This is a genomic window from Burkholderia pulmonis (assembly GCF_984667975.1).
In genome coordinates, this window is record NZ_OZ480186.1 from 2773416 (window position 1) to 2790641 (window position 17226).

A 17226-nucleotide genomic window follows, 5' to 3' on the forward strand; every position below is an offset into this window, starting at 1 on the left:
CGGCGAACCCGCCGCGACCTGGACGCTATTGCACCAACAAGGCGCTCTCAGCCACCTTGGAGGCGCCAAATATATCAAACCGCAAGAAAATTCATAACCATTTGTCAGCATTTAATGTCGAGGAGCAGCGACAATCATGATCGATCCCCAATATCTATTGCCAGCACCGACAGCAATTGCACGCCTGTCGGACGCATCGCACGCGATCGGCCTGCGATGAATGGCCGGCGCGCGGCGTACACCGGAAAACGAATGAGTCGATGCGGCGCAATTCAACGGGGGGGGCGGACCGCATGGCGCAGCCGGTCGTGAGCGAGGGGGCGGCGCGAAGATCGAACCGGGCGCGGCATGCTTGACGCATGCCATGCGCCCGTACCCCCGGCAGGGGCACGATCAGGTGCTCAAGTGGGCAGTGGCCGGGGGTCACGCCCGGCGCTCGTTGCGAACGCCGTGGACGGGCCGTGCGGCCCGTTGAGGGGAGCGGTCGATTCGAACCGCGGCAAGCATCCGTGCGATGTCCGACGGATGCTTTCGACCGACTTCGCCGGCTTCAGGACTCGACGTCCTCGAGGCTGAAGATCTCGGTCTGGTCGTTGTACGAGAAGATTTCGCCGTAACGGCCCCAGTCGATCACCGCGTCGAGCGTTTCCTCGGCGGCGCCGTCCGACAGGAAATCCTCGAGCTCCTGCTCGAAGCGCACGCGCGGCGCGCGATGGCCCGGACGCTCGTTCAGCACCTTCTTGATCCGCGCGGCCAGCGGCACGTGCTTCAGCAGATGATCGGCGAACATCAGCTTGCGCTCCTGCGTGCCGAATTCCGCGAACACACGCCCCGGCGGCGTCAGGAATACGTCGCCTTCGCGCACGTCCGCAAAGCCGAGGTACTGCAGCACTTCGGCGATCGGGAACAGGTCGTCGACCTCGAGGTGCAGCGTGCGCGCGATTTCCGGCATGTCGGCGCGGCCGTGGTACGGCGCCATCGCGAGCGTCTCGATCAGGCCGGCCATCAGGTTGGTCGACACCTGCGGCAGCCAGCTGCCGAGTTCGAGCCCCTTCTTCGTCGCCTCGTTGGTCTGGCGCGCCGTCATCTTCGCGTAGATGTCGTCGACGAGCTTGCGGAACGCCGGGTCGAGACGATTGCGCGGATGCTTGAACGGCACCTTGATCTCGGCGATCACGCGGCCCGGGTTCGACGACAGCACGAGGATCCGGTCGCACATGAACACGGCTTCCTCGATGTTGTGCGTGACGATCAGCACCGACTTGATCGGCATGCGGCCCTGCGTCCACAGATCGAGCAGGTCGGTACGCAGCGTTTCCGCCGTCAGCACGTCGAGCGCCGAGAACGGCTCGTCCATCAGCAGGATCGTCGGATCGACGACGAGCGCGCGCGCAAAGCCCACGCGCTGGCGCATGCCGCCCGACAGCTCGCGCGGGTACGCGTTCTCGAAGCCGTCGAGGCCGATCAGGTCGATCGCGGCGAGCGCGCGCTCGCGCCGCTCGCGCGCACCGACGCCGAGCGCTTCGAGACCGGCTTCCACGTTCTGCAGCACCGTGAGCCACGGGAACAGCGCGAAGGTCTGGAACACCATCGCGACGCCTTCGGCCGGGCCGCTCAGCGGCTTGCCGAGATAGCTGACTTCGCCGCCGGTCGGCTCGATCAGGCCGGCGATGATCCGCAGCAGCGTCGACTTGCCCGAGCCGGAACGGCCGAGCAGCCCGACGATCTCGCCTTCGCGCAGCGACAGGTTCGCGTCGTCGAGCACGAGCAGTTCGCCCTGCGTCTTGTTGAAGCCGCGGCAAACGTGGTCGACCCGCAGGATTTCCTCACCGAGGCGCGGCGGCTGGGACGTCTGGACGGGGGCGTTTACAGCATTCGGATTGTGCATCGCGTTTCGCTCTCAATCGGTCTCAGTCGAGCCGCAGCTTCGCTTCGGCGAAGGCATACAGCGGGCGCCACAGCAGGCGGTTGAACAGGGTGACGAACAGGGACATCACGGCGATGCCCAGGATGATCTTCGGGAAATCGCCGGCGGCGGTGGTCTGTGCGATGTAGGCGCCGAGGCCGTGCGCCTCGATCTTGGTGTTGCCCCACTGCACGGCTTCCGACACGATGCTCGCGTTCCACGCGCCGCCCGATGCGGTGATCGCGCCGGTCACGTAGTACGGGAAAATGCCGGGCAGGATCGCCTGCCGCCACCACTGCCAGCCACGAATGCGGAAATTCGTCGCCGCTTCGCGATAGTCGTTCGGGTAGGAGGTTGCACCGGCGATCACGTTGAACAGGATATACCACTGCGTGCCGAGCACGATCAGCGGCGACAGCCAGATGTCCGCGTTCAGGTGGAACCGCGCGATCACGATCACGAATACCGGGAACAGCAGGTTGGCCGGGAACGCGGCGAGGAACTGCGCGAGCGGCTGCAGCTTCTCGGCCAGCTTCGGGCGCAGCCCGATCCACACCCCGATCGGCACCCAGATCACGGACGCGATCGCGATCAGCACGACCACGCGCAGCAGCGTGATGAGCCCGAGCACGACCACGTGGCCGACCTCGTCCATCGTCACGCCGGTCGCGACGAAGCTGATGACGCGCCACACGATATAGGCCGTGCCGAGCAGCACGAGGATCGCCCACGTGATGTCGACGGTGCGCGACGCCTTCCTCTCGACGCGCGGCAGCGAAAACCGCATCGCGCCCGACAGTGGCAGGCGCAGCGGAATCCGCGCGGCCTTCGCGAAGAACCAGCCGGCCGGCACGAGCAGCTGATGAATCAGGCGCGTGCGGCGCACGAGGTCGAGCAGCCAGGATTGCGGCGCATCGCCCGACGCGGTGTTCTCCATCCGGAACTTGTCGGCCCACGCGATGAGCGGGCGGAACAGCAGCTGGTCATACGCGAGGATCACGACCGTCATCGTGACGATCACCCAGCCGATCGCGCCGAGGTTCTTGTCCGAGATCGCCTGCGCGAGATACGCGCCGATGCCCGGCAGCGTGATCGTCTGGTTGCCGACCGTGATCGCCTCCGACGCGACGACGAAGAACCAGCCACCCGACATCGACATCATCATGTTCCAGATCAGGCCCGGCATCGAGAACGGCACTTCGAGCTTCCAGAACCGCTGCCACGACGTCAGGTGGAAACTCCGCGCCACTTCGTCGAGATCGCGCGGCACCGTGCGCAGCGACTGGTAGAAGCTGAACGTCATGTTCCACGCCTGGCTCGTGAAGATCGCGAAGATCGCCGCGAGCTCCGCGCCGAGCACGCGGCTCGGGAACAGCGCGAGGAAGAACGTGACGGTAAACGAGATGAAGCCGAGCACCGGCACCGACTGCAGGATGTCGAGGATCGGGATCAGCACCATGCCCGCGCGGCGGCTCTTGGCCGCGAGCGTGCCGTAGACGAGCGTGAACACGAGCGACGCGACCATCGCGGCGAGCATCCGCAGCGTGGTACGCAGTGCGTATTCGGGCAGGTTCGACGGATCGAGCGAGATCTTCTGTGTCTGCAGCACGCCGATCGGCGCCATCGTCTCGTGAAAGCCGACGACCGCCATCGCAATCAGGCAGATGATCAGCGGAAATGCGATGAAGTCCCACCGGTTGGGCAGCACGCGCCACGCGGATGCGTTGGCGGTCCGGTTCGGATTGAAGAATCCGACGTCCATCAGGCGCCCTCCCCGGTAAGGCCGAACGAAGCCGGCAGTCGATGTTGATTCATGGCAAAGCGCACGGGCGCGGTAATTCGATTGACTGACGATCTCGCGCAGGCGCGAGGCGCCGTGCGTGCATGCGCTGCCGCGGCCCGGTCGAGCCGGCCCGCGACGGCACGACACTACACCAACCTGTATTTCAGGTACAACCGTCCGGGGACGGCGCAGGCGGCGCACGGATCGTGCCCGGCACGCGGCGGGTGGCGGGCGCGCGGACGGAACAGCCCGGCCGCAGTCCTTCGGCCGGCGCAGGCCCGAATTATGCCGTGATCCGGCCCGGCCGGGAACCCGCCAGCCGCACGCAAGCGCAATCCGTGTCGCGCATCAGCAGCCGGATACGGCGAAGCAGGTATGATCGGGGTTAGCCCCCAGGGGCCTGTTTCGGCCGTCTCGTGGCAACGCACGCGCGTTCCCCGTGTAAACAGGCCGCCGGGGATCGACCGACGAGCGGGAGGAAGGGAATGGCAGGAAACTTGGTGATCGTCTGCCGCGATCAGGATGCCGACGCGTTCTATGAACTCATGCAGGAGTACGGGTCGTTCCAGACACGGCTGTCGTCGACGGCGTGGTACCTGAACATGAACATCGTGCCGGAATCGTTGCAGGAGGAAATCCTGGAGCGCCTCGGCCGGTATACGACCGTGTACATCTTCGAGGCCACCACAGTGACCTACAACACGATCGACAGCAACGCGGCCGAGACGCTCGGCTCGCTGTTCGGCGAATGATGCCGCGCGGCGCCTGCCCTGACGGGCAGGCGCCGCAGCCGTTTATGCGGCCTGGGCGTGGGGTTCGTCCTTCGGCACGACCTCGAACGGGAACGTCATCGACACACGCAGCCCGCCTTCGGGGCGGTTGCCGATGTCGCACGCGCCGCCCAGCCTGAGCACGAGCCGCTCGACGATCGCGAGGCCGAGCCCGCTGTGGCCGTTCCCGCCACGTGCGGGATCGAGCCGCACGAACGGCCGCGTGGCGGCCGCAAGGTCACGCGGGGCGATCCCGCCGCCGCTGTCGCTGACCGACAACACATAGCCGGCCGGCGTGCGCGCCGTCTCGACGAGTACGGGCGGCGCACCGTACGCATGCGCGTTGTCCAGCAGGTTCGACAGGATCCGGTCGAGCGTCGCCGTCGGCAGCCGGAAGCCCGGATCGGCCTCCAGCCGCGTCTGGACCGTCGGCGCATTCGGCGCGACCGCGCGATAGCTGCGCGCGATCCGCTCGCATGTCTGGTCGACCGGCACCGGCTCGCTGCGATCGGCCCCGCCATGCGCAAACACCAGGAACTGGTCGACGATGTGCGACATCGAGTCGACGTCGCGCACGACGCCGTCGCGCAACCGCGCGTCATCCATCATTTCCGCCCGCAGGCGCATCCGCGCCAGCGGCGTGCGCAGGTCGTGCGCGACGCCCGCCAGCATCACCGCGCGATCGCTCTCGGCCTGCGACACCTGTTCCACCATCTGGTTGAAACCGTGCGTGAGCTGGCGCAGCTCGCGCGGGCCGCGCTCGCGCAGCGGCGGCACCGGCTGCCCGCGGCCGAAACGCGCGACCGCGCGCGCGAGCGAGCGCAGCGGCTGCTGCAACTGCCACGCCGCGAACAGCGCGGCGATCACGCCGGCCGAGAAGATCGTGCCGAGCCACAGCAGCATCCGGTCGAGCGAACGCGGCGGGCGCAGCGGCTGCACGGGCACCACGATCCAGTTGTTGTCGGTCGGTTCCTTCACCCACAGCACGGGCGGATGGCCGGGTGCGCCGATCTGGACCTGCGTGCCGGCCGGCATCCGGTCGCTCACATCGTCGCGGAACCGCTTGAGCGGCGGCGGCAGCCCTGAATCGCCGCCGGTCGGCACGTCGGCACTGCCCGGCGCCACGAGCCGCACACGTGACGGCAGCGGCTGGTCGGGCGTGCGCGCGACGTGCTGGCGCACCGCGTCGACGAGGAACGTGGCTTCCTCGACGGCATAACGCGTCTGCATCTGGTTGCGCTCGAGCCGCATCGCGAAGAACCACGCGAAGTGCGACAGGAGCAGGACACCGACGACGAGCAGCGCCAGCCGCCCGAACAGTGAATCAATGGGTTTGCGCATGGGCCTCGCCGTCGGGCACGAACACGTAGCCGCGCCCGCGGACCGTCTGGATGAAGCGGGGCGTCGACGGATCCGTTTCGAGGATGCGGCGCAGGCGCCACACCTGAACGTCGATGCCGCGGTCGGTGCCGTCGTACTCGGGGCCGTGCAGCAGCTCGAGCAGTCGCTCGCGCGTGAGCGTGCGCAGCGCATGGTTCACGAAGATCTTCAGCAGCGCGAATTCGCTGCTCGACAGCGTGGCCGGCTTGCCGTCGACCGACAGCGTGCGCGCCTGGAAGTCAAGCAGGAAACGGCCGAACGCGAACGGCTCGCGCTGCTCGGGCGCGGCCGCCGACGGCGTCGCACGGCGGCGGCGCAACACGGCCTGCACGCGCGCGAGCAGCTCGCGCGGGTTGAACGGCTTGCCGAGGTAGTCATCCGCGCCGAGCTCGAGCCCGACGATGCGGTCGACGTCGTCCGCGCGGGCGGTCAGCATGATCACGGGGATGTCGTCGCCGGCCGCGCGCAGCTGGCGCAGCGCGGTCAGGCCGTCCACGCCCGGCATCATCAGGTCCAGCACGATCAGGTCGGGCCGTTCGCGCTCGAGGCGCTTCTCGAGCGTGGCCGCGTCGTGCAGCACGGACACTTCCATCCCCTGGCGCACGAGATAGTCGCGCAGCAGGTCTCGGAGTTCTTGGTCGTCGTCGACGATGAGGATCTGGGTAGTCATGGCTCGAAGTTTACCGCGCGGGGGCGGAGTCAAAGAACGAAACAAAGGGACGAAAGGGTTACTGCGGGTTACCGCGCAAGGGAACTGTAATGCACGGTAACCGGGCTGTCTTCCCACGTAACACCGGCCGCGGCCTGCATCGCTAACCTGCGTCTTACCGGATGCGGTACACGGCTTTCCCGGCACCGCATCGCCGGACCCTTTGGATACAAGGAGTTTCTGAAATGTATAAGAAGACTTCCCGCGTGGCCATCGCGGCCGCCACCGTGCTCGCTCTCGCATTCGGCACCGCGCATGCCCAATCGGCCGATGCGCCGCCGCCGGGCGGCCCCGGCATGCACCAGAAAGCAGGCTGGCACGGCCACCACGACGGCGGCCCGTTCGGCGTGATCATGAAACTGCACGATCAGCTGAAGCTCAACGCGTCGCAGGAACAGCAATGGCAGACGGCCGTCAACACGATGAAGCAGAACCGTGAAGCGATGCGCAAGAGCCACGAGCAGATGCGCGAGCAGTTCAAGGCGCAGCAGAGCCAGCCGATCCTCGACCTGAGCGCGATGCACGCCGCACGCCAGCAGGCCGAGCAGCAGAACGCGCAACTGCGCGAGCAGTCGTCCGCCGCATGGCTCGCGTTCTACAACGGCCTGAACGACCAGCAGAAGACCACGGTCAGCACGGCGCTCAAGCAGCAATTCGCGAAGATGGAGCAGCGCCACGAGAAGATGAAGGAACGCTGGCAGCAACACCGCGCGGCGAAGGCCGCGTCGGCCCCGGCGCAGTAAGCCGGCGGGCCGCTCCCCGAGCGGCGCCGAAGGGGGCGCAGGCACCGGCCTGCGCCCCCTTTTTTACGTTTCAGGCGACGTCGAACAGCAGCACCTCGGCCGACCGGCCGCGCGCGAACGCCACCGCGTCCACGCCGCCGATCCGCGCGCCGTCGCCGGCGGCCAGCGCGCGGCCGTTGACCTCGACGTCGCCGCGCACCACGTGCACGTAGGTGCTGCGCCCGGCCGGCACATCGAACGCAGCCGCCTCGTCGCCGTCGATCAGCCCCGCGAAGATGCGGGCGTCGGCCCGCGTCGACAGCGCCCCGCCGCCGCCGTCCGGCGCCGCGACGAGCCGCAGCCGGCCGCGCTTCTCGTCGTCGGCGAAGTGCCGCTCCTCGTAGCCGGGCCGCCCGCCCCGCTCGGCCGGCTGCAGCCAGATCTGCAGCAGATGCAGCGGCCGGTCGCACGATGCGTTGGTTTCGCTGTGCACGAGCCCCGTGCCGGCGCTCATTCGCTGGATCCCGCCGGCACGGACGATCGCGCCGCACCCGAGGCTGTCGCGGTGCGCGAGCGCGCCGTCCAGCACGTAAGTCAGGATCTCCACGTCGCGGCGCGGCTGCATCCCGAAACCGCGCGTCGGCGCGATCAGGTCCTCGCTCAGCACCTGCAGCGCACCGACCGGCGGATGCGTGTTCGCGGCACGGCCTGCGGACGAAAAGCTGTGACTCGATTCGTGCCAGCCCTGGTGCGAGCGGCAGCGGTCTTCGGCGCGGCGGATCTGGAACATGGGGCGGACACTCCGGGGGCAGATTCTTTGTTCGGGTTTACCTCGACTTTAGTAGGAGGCCGAACGCGCCACAATCCGCCGCCGGCGCACCGCATCGTTGCACCCGCGTCGCCAATGATCGTAATACTCGTTGCGAATACCACGATTGTCGCAACAGCCGAATCGAAGAATCGATCGATCGGGCCGGATTGCGGTTTTCCGGGTATCGCGTTCGGGTAAAATACCGCCCTTTTGGCGTTCGCCGTTCCGGCGGCCGCCAACGCCCAAGCGCCGTTCGGCGATTTTTGGCCGTCTAGAATACGCCGCGGCGCCCGGTCCGACCGGCCGCGAGCGCCCCCGGAAAGTCAGCAACAGAAGGATGGAAATGAAGAAGGCCGCCCTGTGCGCCGCCCTCGCCCTCGTGGCGGGCAGCGCCTTCGCGAAGGAGTGGAAGACCGTGCGGATCGGCGTCGATGCCAGCTACCCGCCGTTCGAGTCGACCGCGCCGAGCGGCGAGATCGTCGGTTTCGACGTCGATCTCACCAAGGAAATCTGCAAGCGGATCAACGTGAAATGCGTGTGGGTGGCGCAGGATCTCGACGGGATCATCCCGGCGCTGAAGGCGAAGAAGTACGACGTCATCGTGTCGTCGCTGACCGTCACGGACAAGCGCCGCGAGCAGATCGACTTCTCCGACAAGGTGTACGACGCGCCGGCGCGCATGATCGCGAAGACCGGCTCGCCGCTGCTGCCGACCATCGCGTCGCTGAAGGGCAAGCGCGTCGGCGTCGAGCAGGGCTCGACGCAGGAAACCTACGCGAAGGCGTACTGGGAACCGCAGGGCGTGACGATCATTCCTTACCAGAACCAGGACCAGGTCTACGCCGATCTCGGCTCGGGCCGCCTCGACGCGACGCTGCAGGACGAGCTGCAGGCCGACTACGGCTTCCTGCGCACGCCGCGCGGCAAGGGCTTTGCGTTCGCCGGGCCGGAAGTGAAGGATCCGAAGACGATCGGCGACGGTACCGCGATCGGCCTGCGCAAGGAAGATACGGACCTGAAGCTCAAGATCAACAAGGCGCTGGCCGACATGCACAAGGACGGCACGTACGACCGGCTGTCGCACAAGTACTTCTCGTTCAGCGTCTATTCGGCTCCGGCCCGCTGAGCGCAGACCGGAAGAAGCAACGGATGCGGGGGCGGCCCCGCAGTCGGCAGTAAAGGCAGTCAACCACGCGCCGCCCGCCCCCTTGCCCGCCGCTCGCGCGACGGGCTCGCCCGGCACCGTTGCCGGGGCGGACGGTCATGATACGCACGGGGCGTTCCGCGCAGCTTGGCGGGCGCGTCTTTCGCGGCGCACCGCGTGCGCCGTCAAGGACCACATATGTTTCTACAAGGTTACGGCCCGCTGATCCTCGCAGGCACCTGGCAAACCGTCAAACTGGCGGTGCTTTCGCTTGCGCTGTCCTTCCTGCTGGGTCTGCTCGGCGCCGGTGCGAAGCTGTCGCGCAACCGCGTGACGAGCGGCATCGGCACCGTCTATACGACGCTGATCCGCGGCGTACCCGACCTCGTGCTGATGCTGCTGCTGTTCTACAGCCTGCAGATCTGGCTGAACATGGCGACCGACGCGCTCGGCTGGGACCAGATCGACATCGACCCGTTCCTCGCCGGCGTGCTCGTGCTCGGCTTCATCTACGGCGCGTACTTCACCGAGACGTTCCGCGGTGCGTTCCTGTCGGTGCCGCGCGGCCAGCTCGAGGCCGGCAGCGCATACGGGATGACGAACTGGCAGGTGTTCACGCGGATCATGTTCCCGCAGATGATGCGCTTCGCGCTGCCGGGCATCGGCAACAACTGGCAGGTACTCGTGAAATCGACCGCCCTCGTGTCGATCATCGGCCTGGCCGACGTCGTGAAGGCGTCGCAGGATGCCGGCAAGGGCACGCTGCGGTTCTTCTTCTTCACGCTGATCGCGGGTGCGGTCTACCTCGCCATCACGACGATCTCGAACTTCGTGCTGATGTGGCTCGAAAAGCGCTACTCGACCGGTGTCCGCAAGGCTGACCTATGATCGAACTCATCCAAGAATACTGGCGCAACTATCTCTACACCGACGGCTATCGCATCACCGGTGTCGCGATCACGCTGTGGCTGCTCGTCGTGTCGATCGGCCTCGGCTTCTGCCTGTCGGTACCGCTCGCCGTGGCGCGCGTGTCGAAGAAGAAGTGGCTGTCGAGCGCCGTGTGGCTGTACACGTACGTGTTCCGCGGCACGCCGCTCTACGTGCAGCTGCTGCTCTGCTACACGGGCCTCTACAGCCTGCAGGCCGTGCGCGGCACGCCGATGCTCGACGCGTTCTTCCGCGACGGCATGCACTGCACGCTGCTCGCGTTCACGCTGAACACCTGCGCGTACACCACCGAGATCTTCGCGGGCGCGATCAAGGCGACGTCGTACGGCGAGATCGAAGCCGCGCGTGCGTACGGGATGTCCACGTTCACGATGTATCGCCGCGTGATCCTGCCGTCGGCACTGCGCCGTGCGCTGCCGCTGTACAGCAACGAAGTGATCCTGATGCTGCACGCGACGACGGTGGCGTTCACCGCGACCGTGCCGGACATCCTGAAGATCGCGCGCGACGTGAATTCGGCGACCTACATGTCGTTCCACGCGTTCGGCATCGCCGCCCTGCTCTACCTCGTGATCTCGTTCACGCTCGTGTGGCTGTTCCGCCAGGCCGAGCGCCGCTGGCTCGCGTATCTGCGCCCGCAAGGCAAGTAAGTTTTCGCAGGACTATTGATGAATTCCCAGACTCAGAAGCTTTTCGTCGACGATCTGCACAAGCGGTACGGCGACAACGAGGTGCTCAAAGGCGTGTCGCTGAAGGCGAACTCCGGCGACGTGATCAGCGTGATCGGCTCGTCCGGTTCCGGCAAGAGCACGATGCTGCGCTGTATCAACTTCCTCGAGCAGCCGAACGCGGGCCGCATCGTCGTCGACGGCGAGGAAGTGCGGACCACGAAGGACAAGACGGGCGCACTGCGCGCGGCCGATTCGAAACAGCTGCAGCGCGTGCGTACCAAGCTGTCGATGGTGTTCCAGCACTTCAACCTCTGGTCGCACATGAACGTGCTCGAGAACGTGATGGAAGCGCCCGTGAACGTGCTGGGCCTCCCGAAGAAGGAAGCCGAGGATCGCGCCCGCGAGTATCTCGAGAAGGTCGGCCTCGCGCCGCGCGTCGAGAAGCAGTATCCGTCGCACCTGTCGGGTGGCCAGCAGCAGCGCGTGGCGATCGCGCGCGCGCTCGCGATGCATCCGGACGTGATGCTGTTCGACGAGCCGACGTCGGCGCTCGACCCGGAGCTGGTGGGCGAAGTGCTGAAGGTGATGCAGAAGCTCGCCGAGGAAGGCCGCACGATGATCGTCGTCACGCACGAGATGGGTTTCGCGCGCAACGTGTCGAACCACGTGATGTTCCTGCATCAGGGCCGCGTCGAGGAAGAAGGCGTGCCGGCCGAGGTATTCGCCAATCCAAAGAGCGAACGCCTGCGCGGGTTCCTGTCGGGCAGCCTCAAGTAACGCACGCATCTCACGATGCCCGGACGGGCGCCCCGCGGTTCGCCGCGCGGCGCCCGTTTTGCGTTTACGCGGCGCTCACCGGCGCGCCGTCGGCGAACGCGCGCAGTTCGTCGCCCGCCAGCCGGTAGCGCACCCATTCGCTCTGCGGCGCCGCGCCGACGCTCTCGTAGAAGCGGATCGCCGGTTCGTTCCAGTCGAGCACGCTCCATTCGAAACGCCCGCAGCCCGATTCGACCGCGATCCGCGCGAGCGCCTTCAGCAGCCGCAACCCGGCGCCCGCCCCGCGAAAACGCGGCGACACGTACAGATCCTCGAGATAGAGCCCCTGGCGCGCGAGCCACGTCGAGTACGAGAAGAAATACACGGCGAAGCCGGCCGGCTCGCCGTCGACCTCGCACATCAGCGCGCGCGCCGGCGACCCTTCGCCGAACAGGCTGCGTTCGAGCGACGCGGGCGTGGCGACGACTTCGTGCTCCGCCTTCTCGTAGACGGCCAGCTCGGTGATGAAGCGCAGGATCAGCGGTACGTCGGCGACGGTCGCGGAACGGATATCGATTTGCACGGGTTGAGCCCTCCTCCGGCCCGGATCTGAAACGGAAGGCGGCAGCACAGAACCGCGCTGGCGCCGATCAAACCGTCATGCTACGTTCACGCGGTGACTGCAGGAAGTGCAGTTTATTCATCCAGACCTGAACATGATGCATCCTGACCTGCGCCGCCTCGACCTGAACCTGCTGCTCGTGTTCGACGCGCTGTACCGCCACCGGTCGGTCGCAGCGGCCGCGCACGAGCTCGCGTTGAGCCCGTCCGCGTTGAGCCATGCGCTCGCGCGGCTGCGCGACGCGATCGGCGATGCGCTGTTCGTGCGCCTCGGCAACGAGATGCAGCCGACCGTGCGCGCCGACGACATCGCCACCTGGGCCGGCGACGCGCTCGACGCGATGTCGAAGGGGCTCGCCCGCGCGCGCCGGTTCGATCCCGCGCAAAGCGACCGCACGTTCGTGTTCGCCGCGACCGACTACACGGCGTTCGCCGTGCTGCCGGCGTTCCTGGCCCGCATCCAGCACGTCGCGCCGCACCTGCGGATCCGCGTCGTCCATTCCGACCGGAAGATTTCGGTCGACGAACTCGCGGCCGGCCGCATCGATTTCGCGCTCGGCTATCACGAGGAATCGGCGGCCGATGCACCGGGTATCGAGGATTTCGACTGGTTCTCCGACGACTACGTCGTGATCGCCAGTGCCGCGCACCCCGACATCGGCCGCCGGCTGACGCTCGACCAGTATCTCGCGGCACGCCACGTGGTCGTCACGCCGTGGAACGAATCGCGCGGCGTCGTCGACCATGTGCTCGACCGGCTCGGCCTCGCGCGGCACGTGGCCGTACAGTTGCCGACCGTGCTGGCCGCGCCGTTCGTGATTGCCGAATCGTCACTGCTGATGACCGTGCCGAACCGCGCGGCGCAGGCGCTGCGGCACGCGGCGCCGATCCGCGTCTTCCCCGCGCCGTTCGAGATCCCGCGCTACACGGTGAAGGTCTACTCACATGCCAAGCATGCGCGCACCGATGCACACCGCTGGATTCGCGCCCAGTTGCTCGACGCACGGCCGAGCCCCGGCTGAATTCCGGACGCCCGGCCGCACGCCTTGTACGACAGGGCTTCAGGCGCCAGCCGGCATCTGTCGAAAGCGCGGAATTCATTACGAAATACTTACCAATTTCGCGACTTTCGCGCTTACGCTCGCGCCCCGGCAACGTCAATAGTGGCAATCCTTGACCCATGTCCGCAGAAATCGTGTCTCCCTTACGGGACAAGGGTTTTCCGGTAGTTGCGAACCCTTGGTGTACCTGTTGCGCACCGTGTTGCATGGCAATTTGGCGACAGCGGTTAGTCAAACAACGATTTCCATCGCCACAAAATTGTATTTTTGCTAAATTAGTAACCAAAGTAGCAAAACGAAGTTCGTGAAATGTAGTTTAGCTTCACGACACTACAAGGAGACCCTGCAGGCCGACCCGGCTGCGCGGGACCGCTCAACGGTATTTCCGTCCGCTTGCCCGCGTGCTGCGCTTACCGGCCCTGCACGAGGTCTCCCTGGTTATCCCGCTTTTGCCCGGCGCTTGTCGCTCCGGGCATCTCGTGCAGTTCTGGGTTGACTTTTTGACAGGGTATGGAGGAGACGATGAAGAAAGCTTTGGTCGCGGCCGCGCTGATGGCTGCTGGGGTGGTGACGGCGCACGCGCAGAGCAGCGTCACGCTGTATGGCCGCCTGGATGCAGGCATCGAGTACATGAACGGCCTGCAAAACGGCCACCAAGTGCGCGCGGAAAGCGGCGACTGGGGCACGAGCCTGTGGGGCTTGAAGGGTAGCGAAGACATCGGTGGCGGCAACAAGGTGCTGTTCCACCTCGAAGGCGCGTTCAACACGATGACCGGCGGCTTCAGCGGCTCGATCTGGGATCGTTATGCGACGGTCGGTATCTCGAACGACCGCTACGGTACGCTGCTGTTGGGTCGCGAACTCGCGATCGCCAACGGCGTGTGGGACTTCGACCCGTTCGGCCAGTCGGCCTGGTCGACCGCCTCGCTCGTCCGCGGCCGCAACTGGAACAAGACCAGCAACAACGTGTCGTACCAGTCGCCGTCGCTCTACGGCCTCGACTTCTACGGCCAGTTCTCGTTCTCGAACTCGACCAGCTTCAACGGCAACACGACGGCCGGCCAACCGGGCCGTGCAATGGGCGGTCAGGTTACCTACACGAACTCGCTGTTCCAGTTGCGCGGCATCTACGACGAAACGCGCGACAGCAACGGCCGCTTCTCGGACGTGTTCAACTACTCGCGCGAATACTTCGCGGGCGTGAACGTGTTCCTCGGCCAGTTCAAGCTGCAGGCAGCGTACCAGGCATCGCGCGCGGACGGCAGCGGCGGCCCGGCCGTGAACGGCGGCATCACCGGCACCCAGCAGGTCTGGGGCGGCGTGACGTGGCAGGCTACGCCGGCAGCGGCGCTGATCGCAGCCGCGTATCACGTGAACGCGAACAACGGCGGCGGCAACGCGAACATCTACACGGTCGGCGGCTCGTACAACATCTCGAAGCGCACGCTGTTCGACCTGCAGGTCGCAACGGTGCGCAACAGCAAGAACGCGAACTTCGGCCTGAACGCGAACGGCGCCGGTACGGCCGTGTCGACGGGCAACCCGAATCCGGGCGGCAGCCAGACCGGCGTCTACGCCGGCATCCAGCACCTGTTCTGATCAGGCGCCGTCAACGAACGATTCGACAACACTTTCCACGCTGCTGCGAGAGGCGCGTATCGGTGCGGTACCCAATCGGGTATCGCACCGTTTTTTATTGGCGGGGCCGACTTTGCGCGGCCCTGTGACGAGTGCGGCCGCTCAGACGGCCGCTTCGTTCTCTTCGCCGGTGCGGATGCGGATCACGCGCTCGACGTCCGACACGAAGATCTTGCCGTCGCCGATCTTGCCCGTGCGTGCCGCGCCGATCACCGCGTCGATCACCTGGTCGACCTGCGCTTCGGCAACGACCACCTCGATCTTCATCTTCGGCAGGAAGTCGACGACGTATTCGGCGCCGCGATACAGCTCGGTGTGGCCCTTCTGGCGGCCGAAGCCCTTCACTTCCGTCACGGTCAGGCCCGTGAGACCCACTTCGGCGAGCGCTTCGCGGACTTCGTCCAGCTTGAACGGCTTGATGATGGCGGTGATGCGTTTCATGGTGGTTGTCCCCCAATGCTCGTTTGGATGAAAAATCGCGATCCCGATTGTAAGCCTGCGGGCCGCATCCGGCCCAGCGCGGCTCAATCGAGACGTTCGGTAAAGCGTGACGTGATCGGGTAGCGCCAGTCGCGCCCGAATGCGCGATGCGTGACGCGGATGCCGATCGGCGCCTGGCGGCGCTTGTATTCGTTGATCTTGATGAGCCGCGTCACGCGTTCGACGTCGGCCTGCGCATACCCGGCCGCGACGATCTCGGCGAGCGGCCGGTCTTCTTCCATGTACATCCGCATGATCGCGTCGAGCACGTCGTACGGCGGCAGGCTGTCCTGGTCGGTCTGGTTCTCGCGCAGCTCGGCCGACGGCGCGCGCGTCAGGATCCGCTCGGGAATCACGTCGCGCAGCGGGTAGTCGGCCGTTTCGTTGCGATAGCGGCAGAGCCGGTACACGAGCGTCTTCGCGAGGTCCTTGATCACCGCGAAGCCGCCGGCCATGTCGCCGTACAGCGTGCAGTAACCGACCGCCATCTCGCTCTTGTTGCCGGTCGTCAGCACGATCGAGCCGAACTTGTTCGACAGCGCCATCAGCAGCGTGCCGCGGATGCGCGCCTGGATGTTCTCCTCCGTCGCGTCTTCCGCGCGGCCCGCGAACTCGCCGGCCAGCGCCGCGCGGAACGCATCGAACATCGGCGCGATCGCGATCTCGTCGTAGCGCACGCCGACGCGCCGCGCCATCTCCGCCGCGTCGGCGGTCGAAATGTCGGCCGTGAAGCGCGACGGCATCATCACCGCGCGCACGCACCCGGGACCGAGCGCATCGCACGCGACGGCCAGCACCAGCGCCGAATCGACGCCGCCCGACAGCCCGATCAGCACACCGGGAAATCCGTTCTTGCCGATGTAGTCGCGCACGCCGGTCACGAGCGCGCGATACACCTGCGCATCCGTCGACAGCTCGGGCGCGACCGCACCGGGCAGCGGCCGCGCGCCGTCGAATTCGACGATCGCATGCCCTTCGTCGAACTGCGGCATCTTCGCGACGAGCGCGCCCTGCGCATCGAGCACGAACGAGCCGCCGTCGAACACGAGCTCGTCCTGGCCGCCGACGAGGTTCACGTACACCATCGGCAACCCGGTCTCGCGGATCCGCGCGCGCAGGATGTCGATGCGCACCGCTTCCTTGTTCATGTGGTACGGCGAGCCGTTCGGGATCAGCAGCACCTGCGCACCGGCCGCCTTCGCGATCTGCGCGGCCGATGCGTGCCACGCGTCCTCGCAGATGATCACGCCGTATTTCACACCGTTCAGCGCGAACACGAGCGGCTCGGCGTCCGTCGCGAAGTAGCGCTTCTCGTCGAACACCTCGGCGTTCGGCAGATCCTGCTTGCGGTAGGTGCCGACGATTTCGCCGCCGACGATCAGCGACACCGCGTTGAAGGTGTCGACGGGCGGCACGCCGCGCTCGATCGGGCGGTTTGCATTACCATCGACGGCTGGCGCGCGTGCATCGTCGCCCGCACCGCTGCCCGCACCGCGCAACGGATGGCCGACCAGCACCGCGAGCCCGTCGAACGCCTTCAGCGCGTCGGCCAGCGCGTCGAGTGCGGCGGCGGCCGCCGCGTAGAACGCGGGTCGCAGCAGCAGGTCTTCCGGCGGATAGCCGGACAGCGCGAGTTCGGGCGCGACCATCAGCTGCGCACCATCGTTGTGCGCGGCGCGCGCGGCCGCGACGATCCGCGCGACGTTGCCGGCGAAGTCGCCGACGGTGACGTTGATCTGGGCGAGAGCGAGTCGGGTCTTCATGGCGGGATCGGCGCAACCCGGCGGCGCGCCCTGAACGGCTGACGAAATCGACCCGGGCGCGGC

16 protein-coding genes are annotated in these 17226 nt (G+C 66.7%); 8 read left to right on the forward strand and 8 right to left on the reverse strand.

The genetic code is table 11. From position 1 onward, the window contains the following. Positions 1-550 precede the first annotated feature (550 nt). On the reverse strand, positions 551-1888 hold the full coding sequence (locus tag AC5LXK_RS12865; protein ID WP_493389158.1) for an ABC transporter ATP-binding protein: 1338 nt from the start codon (positions 1886-1888) through the stop codon (positions 551-553). 22 nt (positions 1889-1910) lie between these two features. Continuing rightward, complete coding sequence (locus AC5LXK_RS12870) at positions 1911-3668, reverse strand: ABC transporter permease (RefSeq protein ID WP_493389159.1); 1758 nt, start codon at positions 3666-3668, stop codon at positions 1911-1913. A 506-nt stretch (positions 3669-4174) separates the two neighbouring features. Between AC5LXK_RS12870 and AC5LXK_RS12875 the strand changes: the two genes are divergently transcribed. Then, entirely contained in the window at positions 4175-4441 is a 267-nt protein-coding gene (locus tag AC5LXK_RS12875; protein ID WP_493389160.1) for a double-stranded DNA-specific endonuclease, read from the forward strand. Between the two features lie 42 nt (positions 4442-4483). Here the strand turns inward: AC5LXK_RS12875 and AC5LXK_RS12880 are convergent, their stop codons facing one another. Next, positions 4484-5800, reverse strand: coding sequence for an ATP-binding protein (locus AC5LXK_RS12880; RefSeq protein WP_493389161.1), 1317 nt, complete (start codon positions 5798-5800; stop codon positions 4484-4486). Beyond that, a complete protein-coding gene (locus AC5LXK_RS12885) occupies positions 5784-6509 on the reverse strand; it encodes a response regulator (RefSeq protein ID WP_006493394.1) in 726 nt (241 codons plus the stop codon). The genes AC5LXK_RS12880 and AC5LXK_RS12885 overlap by 17 nt, the downstream gene beginning before the upstream one ends. Positions 6510-6733: 224 nt before the next feature. Here AC5LXK_RS12885 and AC5LXK_RS12890 point away from each other — a divergent pair, with 224 nt between their 5' ends. Beyond that, on the forward strand, positions 6734-7291 hold the full coding sequence (locus tag AC5LXK_RS12890) for a periplasmic heavy metal sensor (protein WP_493389162.1): 558 nt from the start codon (positions 6734-6736) through the stop codon (positions 7289-7291). 70 nt (positions 7292-7361) lie between these two features. Here the strand turns inward: AC5LXK_RS12890 and AC5LXK_RS12895 are convergent, their stop codons facing one another. Next, positions 7362-8060: a pirin family protein gene (locus AC5LXK_RS12895; RefSeq protein WP_493389163.1), complete on the reverse strand. Its 699-nt coding sequence runs from the start codon at positions 8058-8060 to the stop codon at positions 7362-7364. 364 nt (positions 8061-8424) lie between these two features. Here AC5LXK_RS12895 and AC5LXK_RS12900 point away from each other — a divergent pair, with 364 nt between their 5' ends. From AC5LXK_RS12900 to AC5LXK_RS12915, 4 genes are all read left to right on the forward strand, one after another. Further along, positions 8425-9207 (forward strand): ABC transporter substrate-binding protein, encoded by a 783-nt coding sequence (locus AC5LXK_RS12900; RefSeq protein WP_493389164.1) that lies wholly within the window; start codon positions 8425-8427, stop codon positions 9205-9207. 216 nt (positions 9208-9423) lie between these two features. Continuing rightward, positions 9424-10113: an ABC transporter permease gene (locus tag AC5LXK_RS12905; protein WP_089468159.1), complete on the forward strand. Its 690-nt coding sequence runs from the start codon at positions 9424-9426 to the stop codon at positions 10111-10113. Beyond that, complete coding sequence (locus tag AC5LXK_RS12910) at positions 10110-10823, forward strand: ABC transporter permease (RefSeq protein WP_282505738.1); 714 nt, start codon at positions 10110-10112, stop codon at positions 10821-10823. The genes AC5LXK_RS12905 and AC5LXK_RS12910 overlap by 4 nt, the downstream gene beginning before the upstream one ends. Before the next feature lie 18 nt (positions 10824-10841). Beyond that, positions 10842-11621 carry an ABC transporter ATP-binding protein gene (locus tag AC5LXK_RS12915; RefSeq protein ID WP_493389165.1) on the forward strand — a complete coding sequence of 260 codons (780 nt, stop codon included), beginning with the start codon at positions 10842-10844 and terminating at the stop codon, positions 11619-11621. Positions 11622-11685: 64 nt separating this feature from the next. On the opposite strand, the gene AC5LXK_RS12920 is transcribed toward AC5LXK_RS12915, so the two are convergent. After that, positions 11686-12183: a GNAT family N-acetyltransferase gene (locus AC5LXK_RS12920; RefSeq protein ID WP_493389166.1), complete on the reverse strand. Its 498-nt coding sequence runs from the start codon at positions 12181-12183 to the stop codon at positions 11686-11688. Between the two features lie 133 nt (positions 12184-12316). On the opposite strand from AC5LXK_RS12920, the gene AC5LXK_RS12925 reads away from it, so the two are divergent. After that, the gene (locus AC5LXK_RS12925) at positions 12317-13243 is read left to right on the forward strand and encodes a LysR family transcriptional regulator (RefSeq protein WP_493389167.1); all 927 of its coding nucleotides are present in this window, start codon (positions 12317-12319) and stop codon (positions 13241-13243) included. 561 nt (positions 13244-13804) lie between these two features. Further along, positions 13805-14881, forward strand: a complete 1077-nt coding sequence (locus AC5LXK_RS12930; protein WP_493389168.1) for a porin — start codon at positions 13805-13807, stop codon at positions 14879-14881. 141 nt (positions 14882-15022) lie between these two features. On the opposite strand, the gene AC5LXK_RS12935 is transcribed toward AC5LXK_RS12930, so the two are convergent. Both AC5LXK_RS12935 and AC5LXK_RS12940 read right to left on the reverse strand, forming a co-directional pair. Further along, on the reverse strand, positions 15023-15361 hold the full coding sequence (locus tag AC5LXK_RS12935; RefSeq protein ID WP_006398637.1) for a P-II family nitrogen regulator: 339 nt from the start codon (positions 15359-15361) through the stop codon (positions 15023-15025). Positions 15362-15444: 83 nt separating this feature from the next. After that, on the reverse strand, positions 15445-17163 hold the full coding sequence (locus tag AC5LXK_RS12940) for an NAD+ synthase (protein WP_493389169.1): 1719 nt from the start codon (positions 17161-17163) through the stop codon (positions 15445-15447). Positions 17164-17226: the final 63 nt, after the last annotated feature.

Excerpts from the sequence above, each read along its gene's own strand:
- AC5LXK_RS12940 (WP_493389169.1), bottom strand. The coding sequence starts at position 17,163 with ATGAAGACCCGACTCGCTCTCGCCCAGATCAACGTCACCGTCGGCGAC.
- AC5LXK_RS12915 (WP_493389165.1), top strand. The coding sequence starts at position 10,842 with ATGAATTCCCAGACTCAGAAGCTTTTCGTCGACGATCTGCACAAGCGG.
- AC5LXK_RS12885 (WP_006493394.1), bottom strand. The coding sequence starts at position 6,509 with ATGACTACCCAGATCCTCATCGTCGACGACGACCAAGAACTCCGAGAC.
- AC5LXK_RS12890 (WP_493389162.1), top strand. The coding sequence starts at position 6,734 with ATGTATAAGAAGACTTCCCGCGTGGCCATCGCGGCCGCCACCGTGCTC.
- AC5LXK_RS12865 (WP_493389158.1), bottom strand. The coding sequence starts at position 1,888 with ATGCACAATCCGAATGCTGTAAACGCCCCCGTCCAGACGTCCCAGCCG.
- AC5LXK_RS12935 (WP_006398637.1), bottom strand. The coding sequence starts at position 15,361 with ATGAAACGCATCACCGCCATCATCAAGCCGTTCAAGCTGGACGAAGTC.
- AC5LXK_RS12875 (WP_493389160.1), top strand. The coding sequence starts at position 4,175 with ATGGCAGGAAACTTGGTGATCGTCTGCCGCGATCAGGATGCCGACGCG.
- AC5LXK_RS12910 (WP_282505738.1), top strand. The coding sequence starts at position 10,110 with ATGATCGAACTCATCCAAGAATACTGGCGCAACTATCTCTACACCGAC.
- AC5LXK_RS12930 (WP_493389168.1), top strand. The coding sequence starts at position 13,805 with ATGAAGAAAGCTTTGGTCGCGGCCGCGCTGATGGCTGCTGGGGTGGTG.
- AC5LXK_RS12905 (WP_089468159.1), top strand. The coding sequence starts at position 9,424 with ATGTTTCTACAAGGTTACGGCCCGCTGATCCTCGCAGGCACCTGGCAA.
- AC5LXK_RS12870 (WP_493389159.1), bottom strand. The coding sequence starts at position 3,668 with ATGGACGTCGGATTCTTCAATCCGAACCGGACCGCCAACGCATCCGCG.
- AC5LXK_RS12925 (WP_493389167.1), top strand. The coding sequence starts at position 12,317 with ATGATGCATCCTGACCTGCGCCGCCTCGACCTGAACCTGCTGCTCGTG.
- AC5LXK_RS12900 (WP_493389164.1), top strand. The coding sequence starts at position 8,425 with ATGAAGAAGGCCGCCCTGTGCGCCGCCCTCGCCCTCGTGGCGGGCAGC.
- AC5LXK_RS12895 (WP_493389163.1), bottom strand. The coding sequence starts at position 8,060 with ATGTTCCAGATCCGCCGCGCCGAAGACCGCTGCCGCTCGCACCAGGGC.
- AC5LXK_RS12880 (WP_493389161.1), bottom strand. The coding sequence starts at position 5,800 with ATGCGCAAACCCATTGATTCACTGTTCGGGCGGCTGGCGCTGCTCGTC.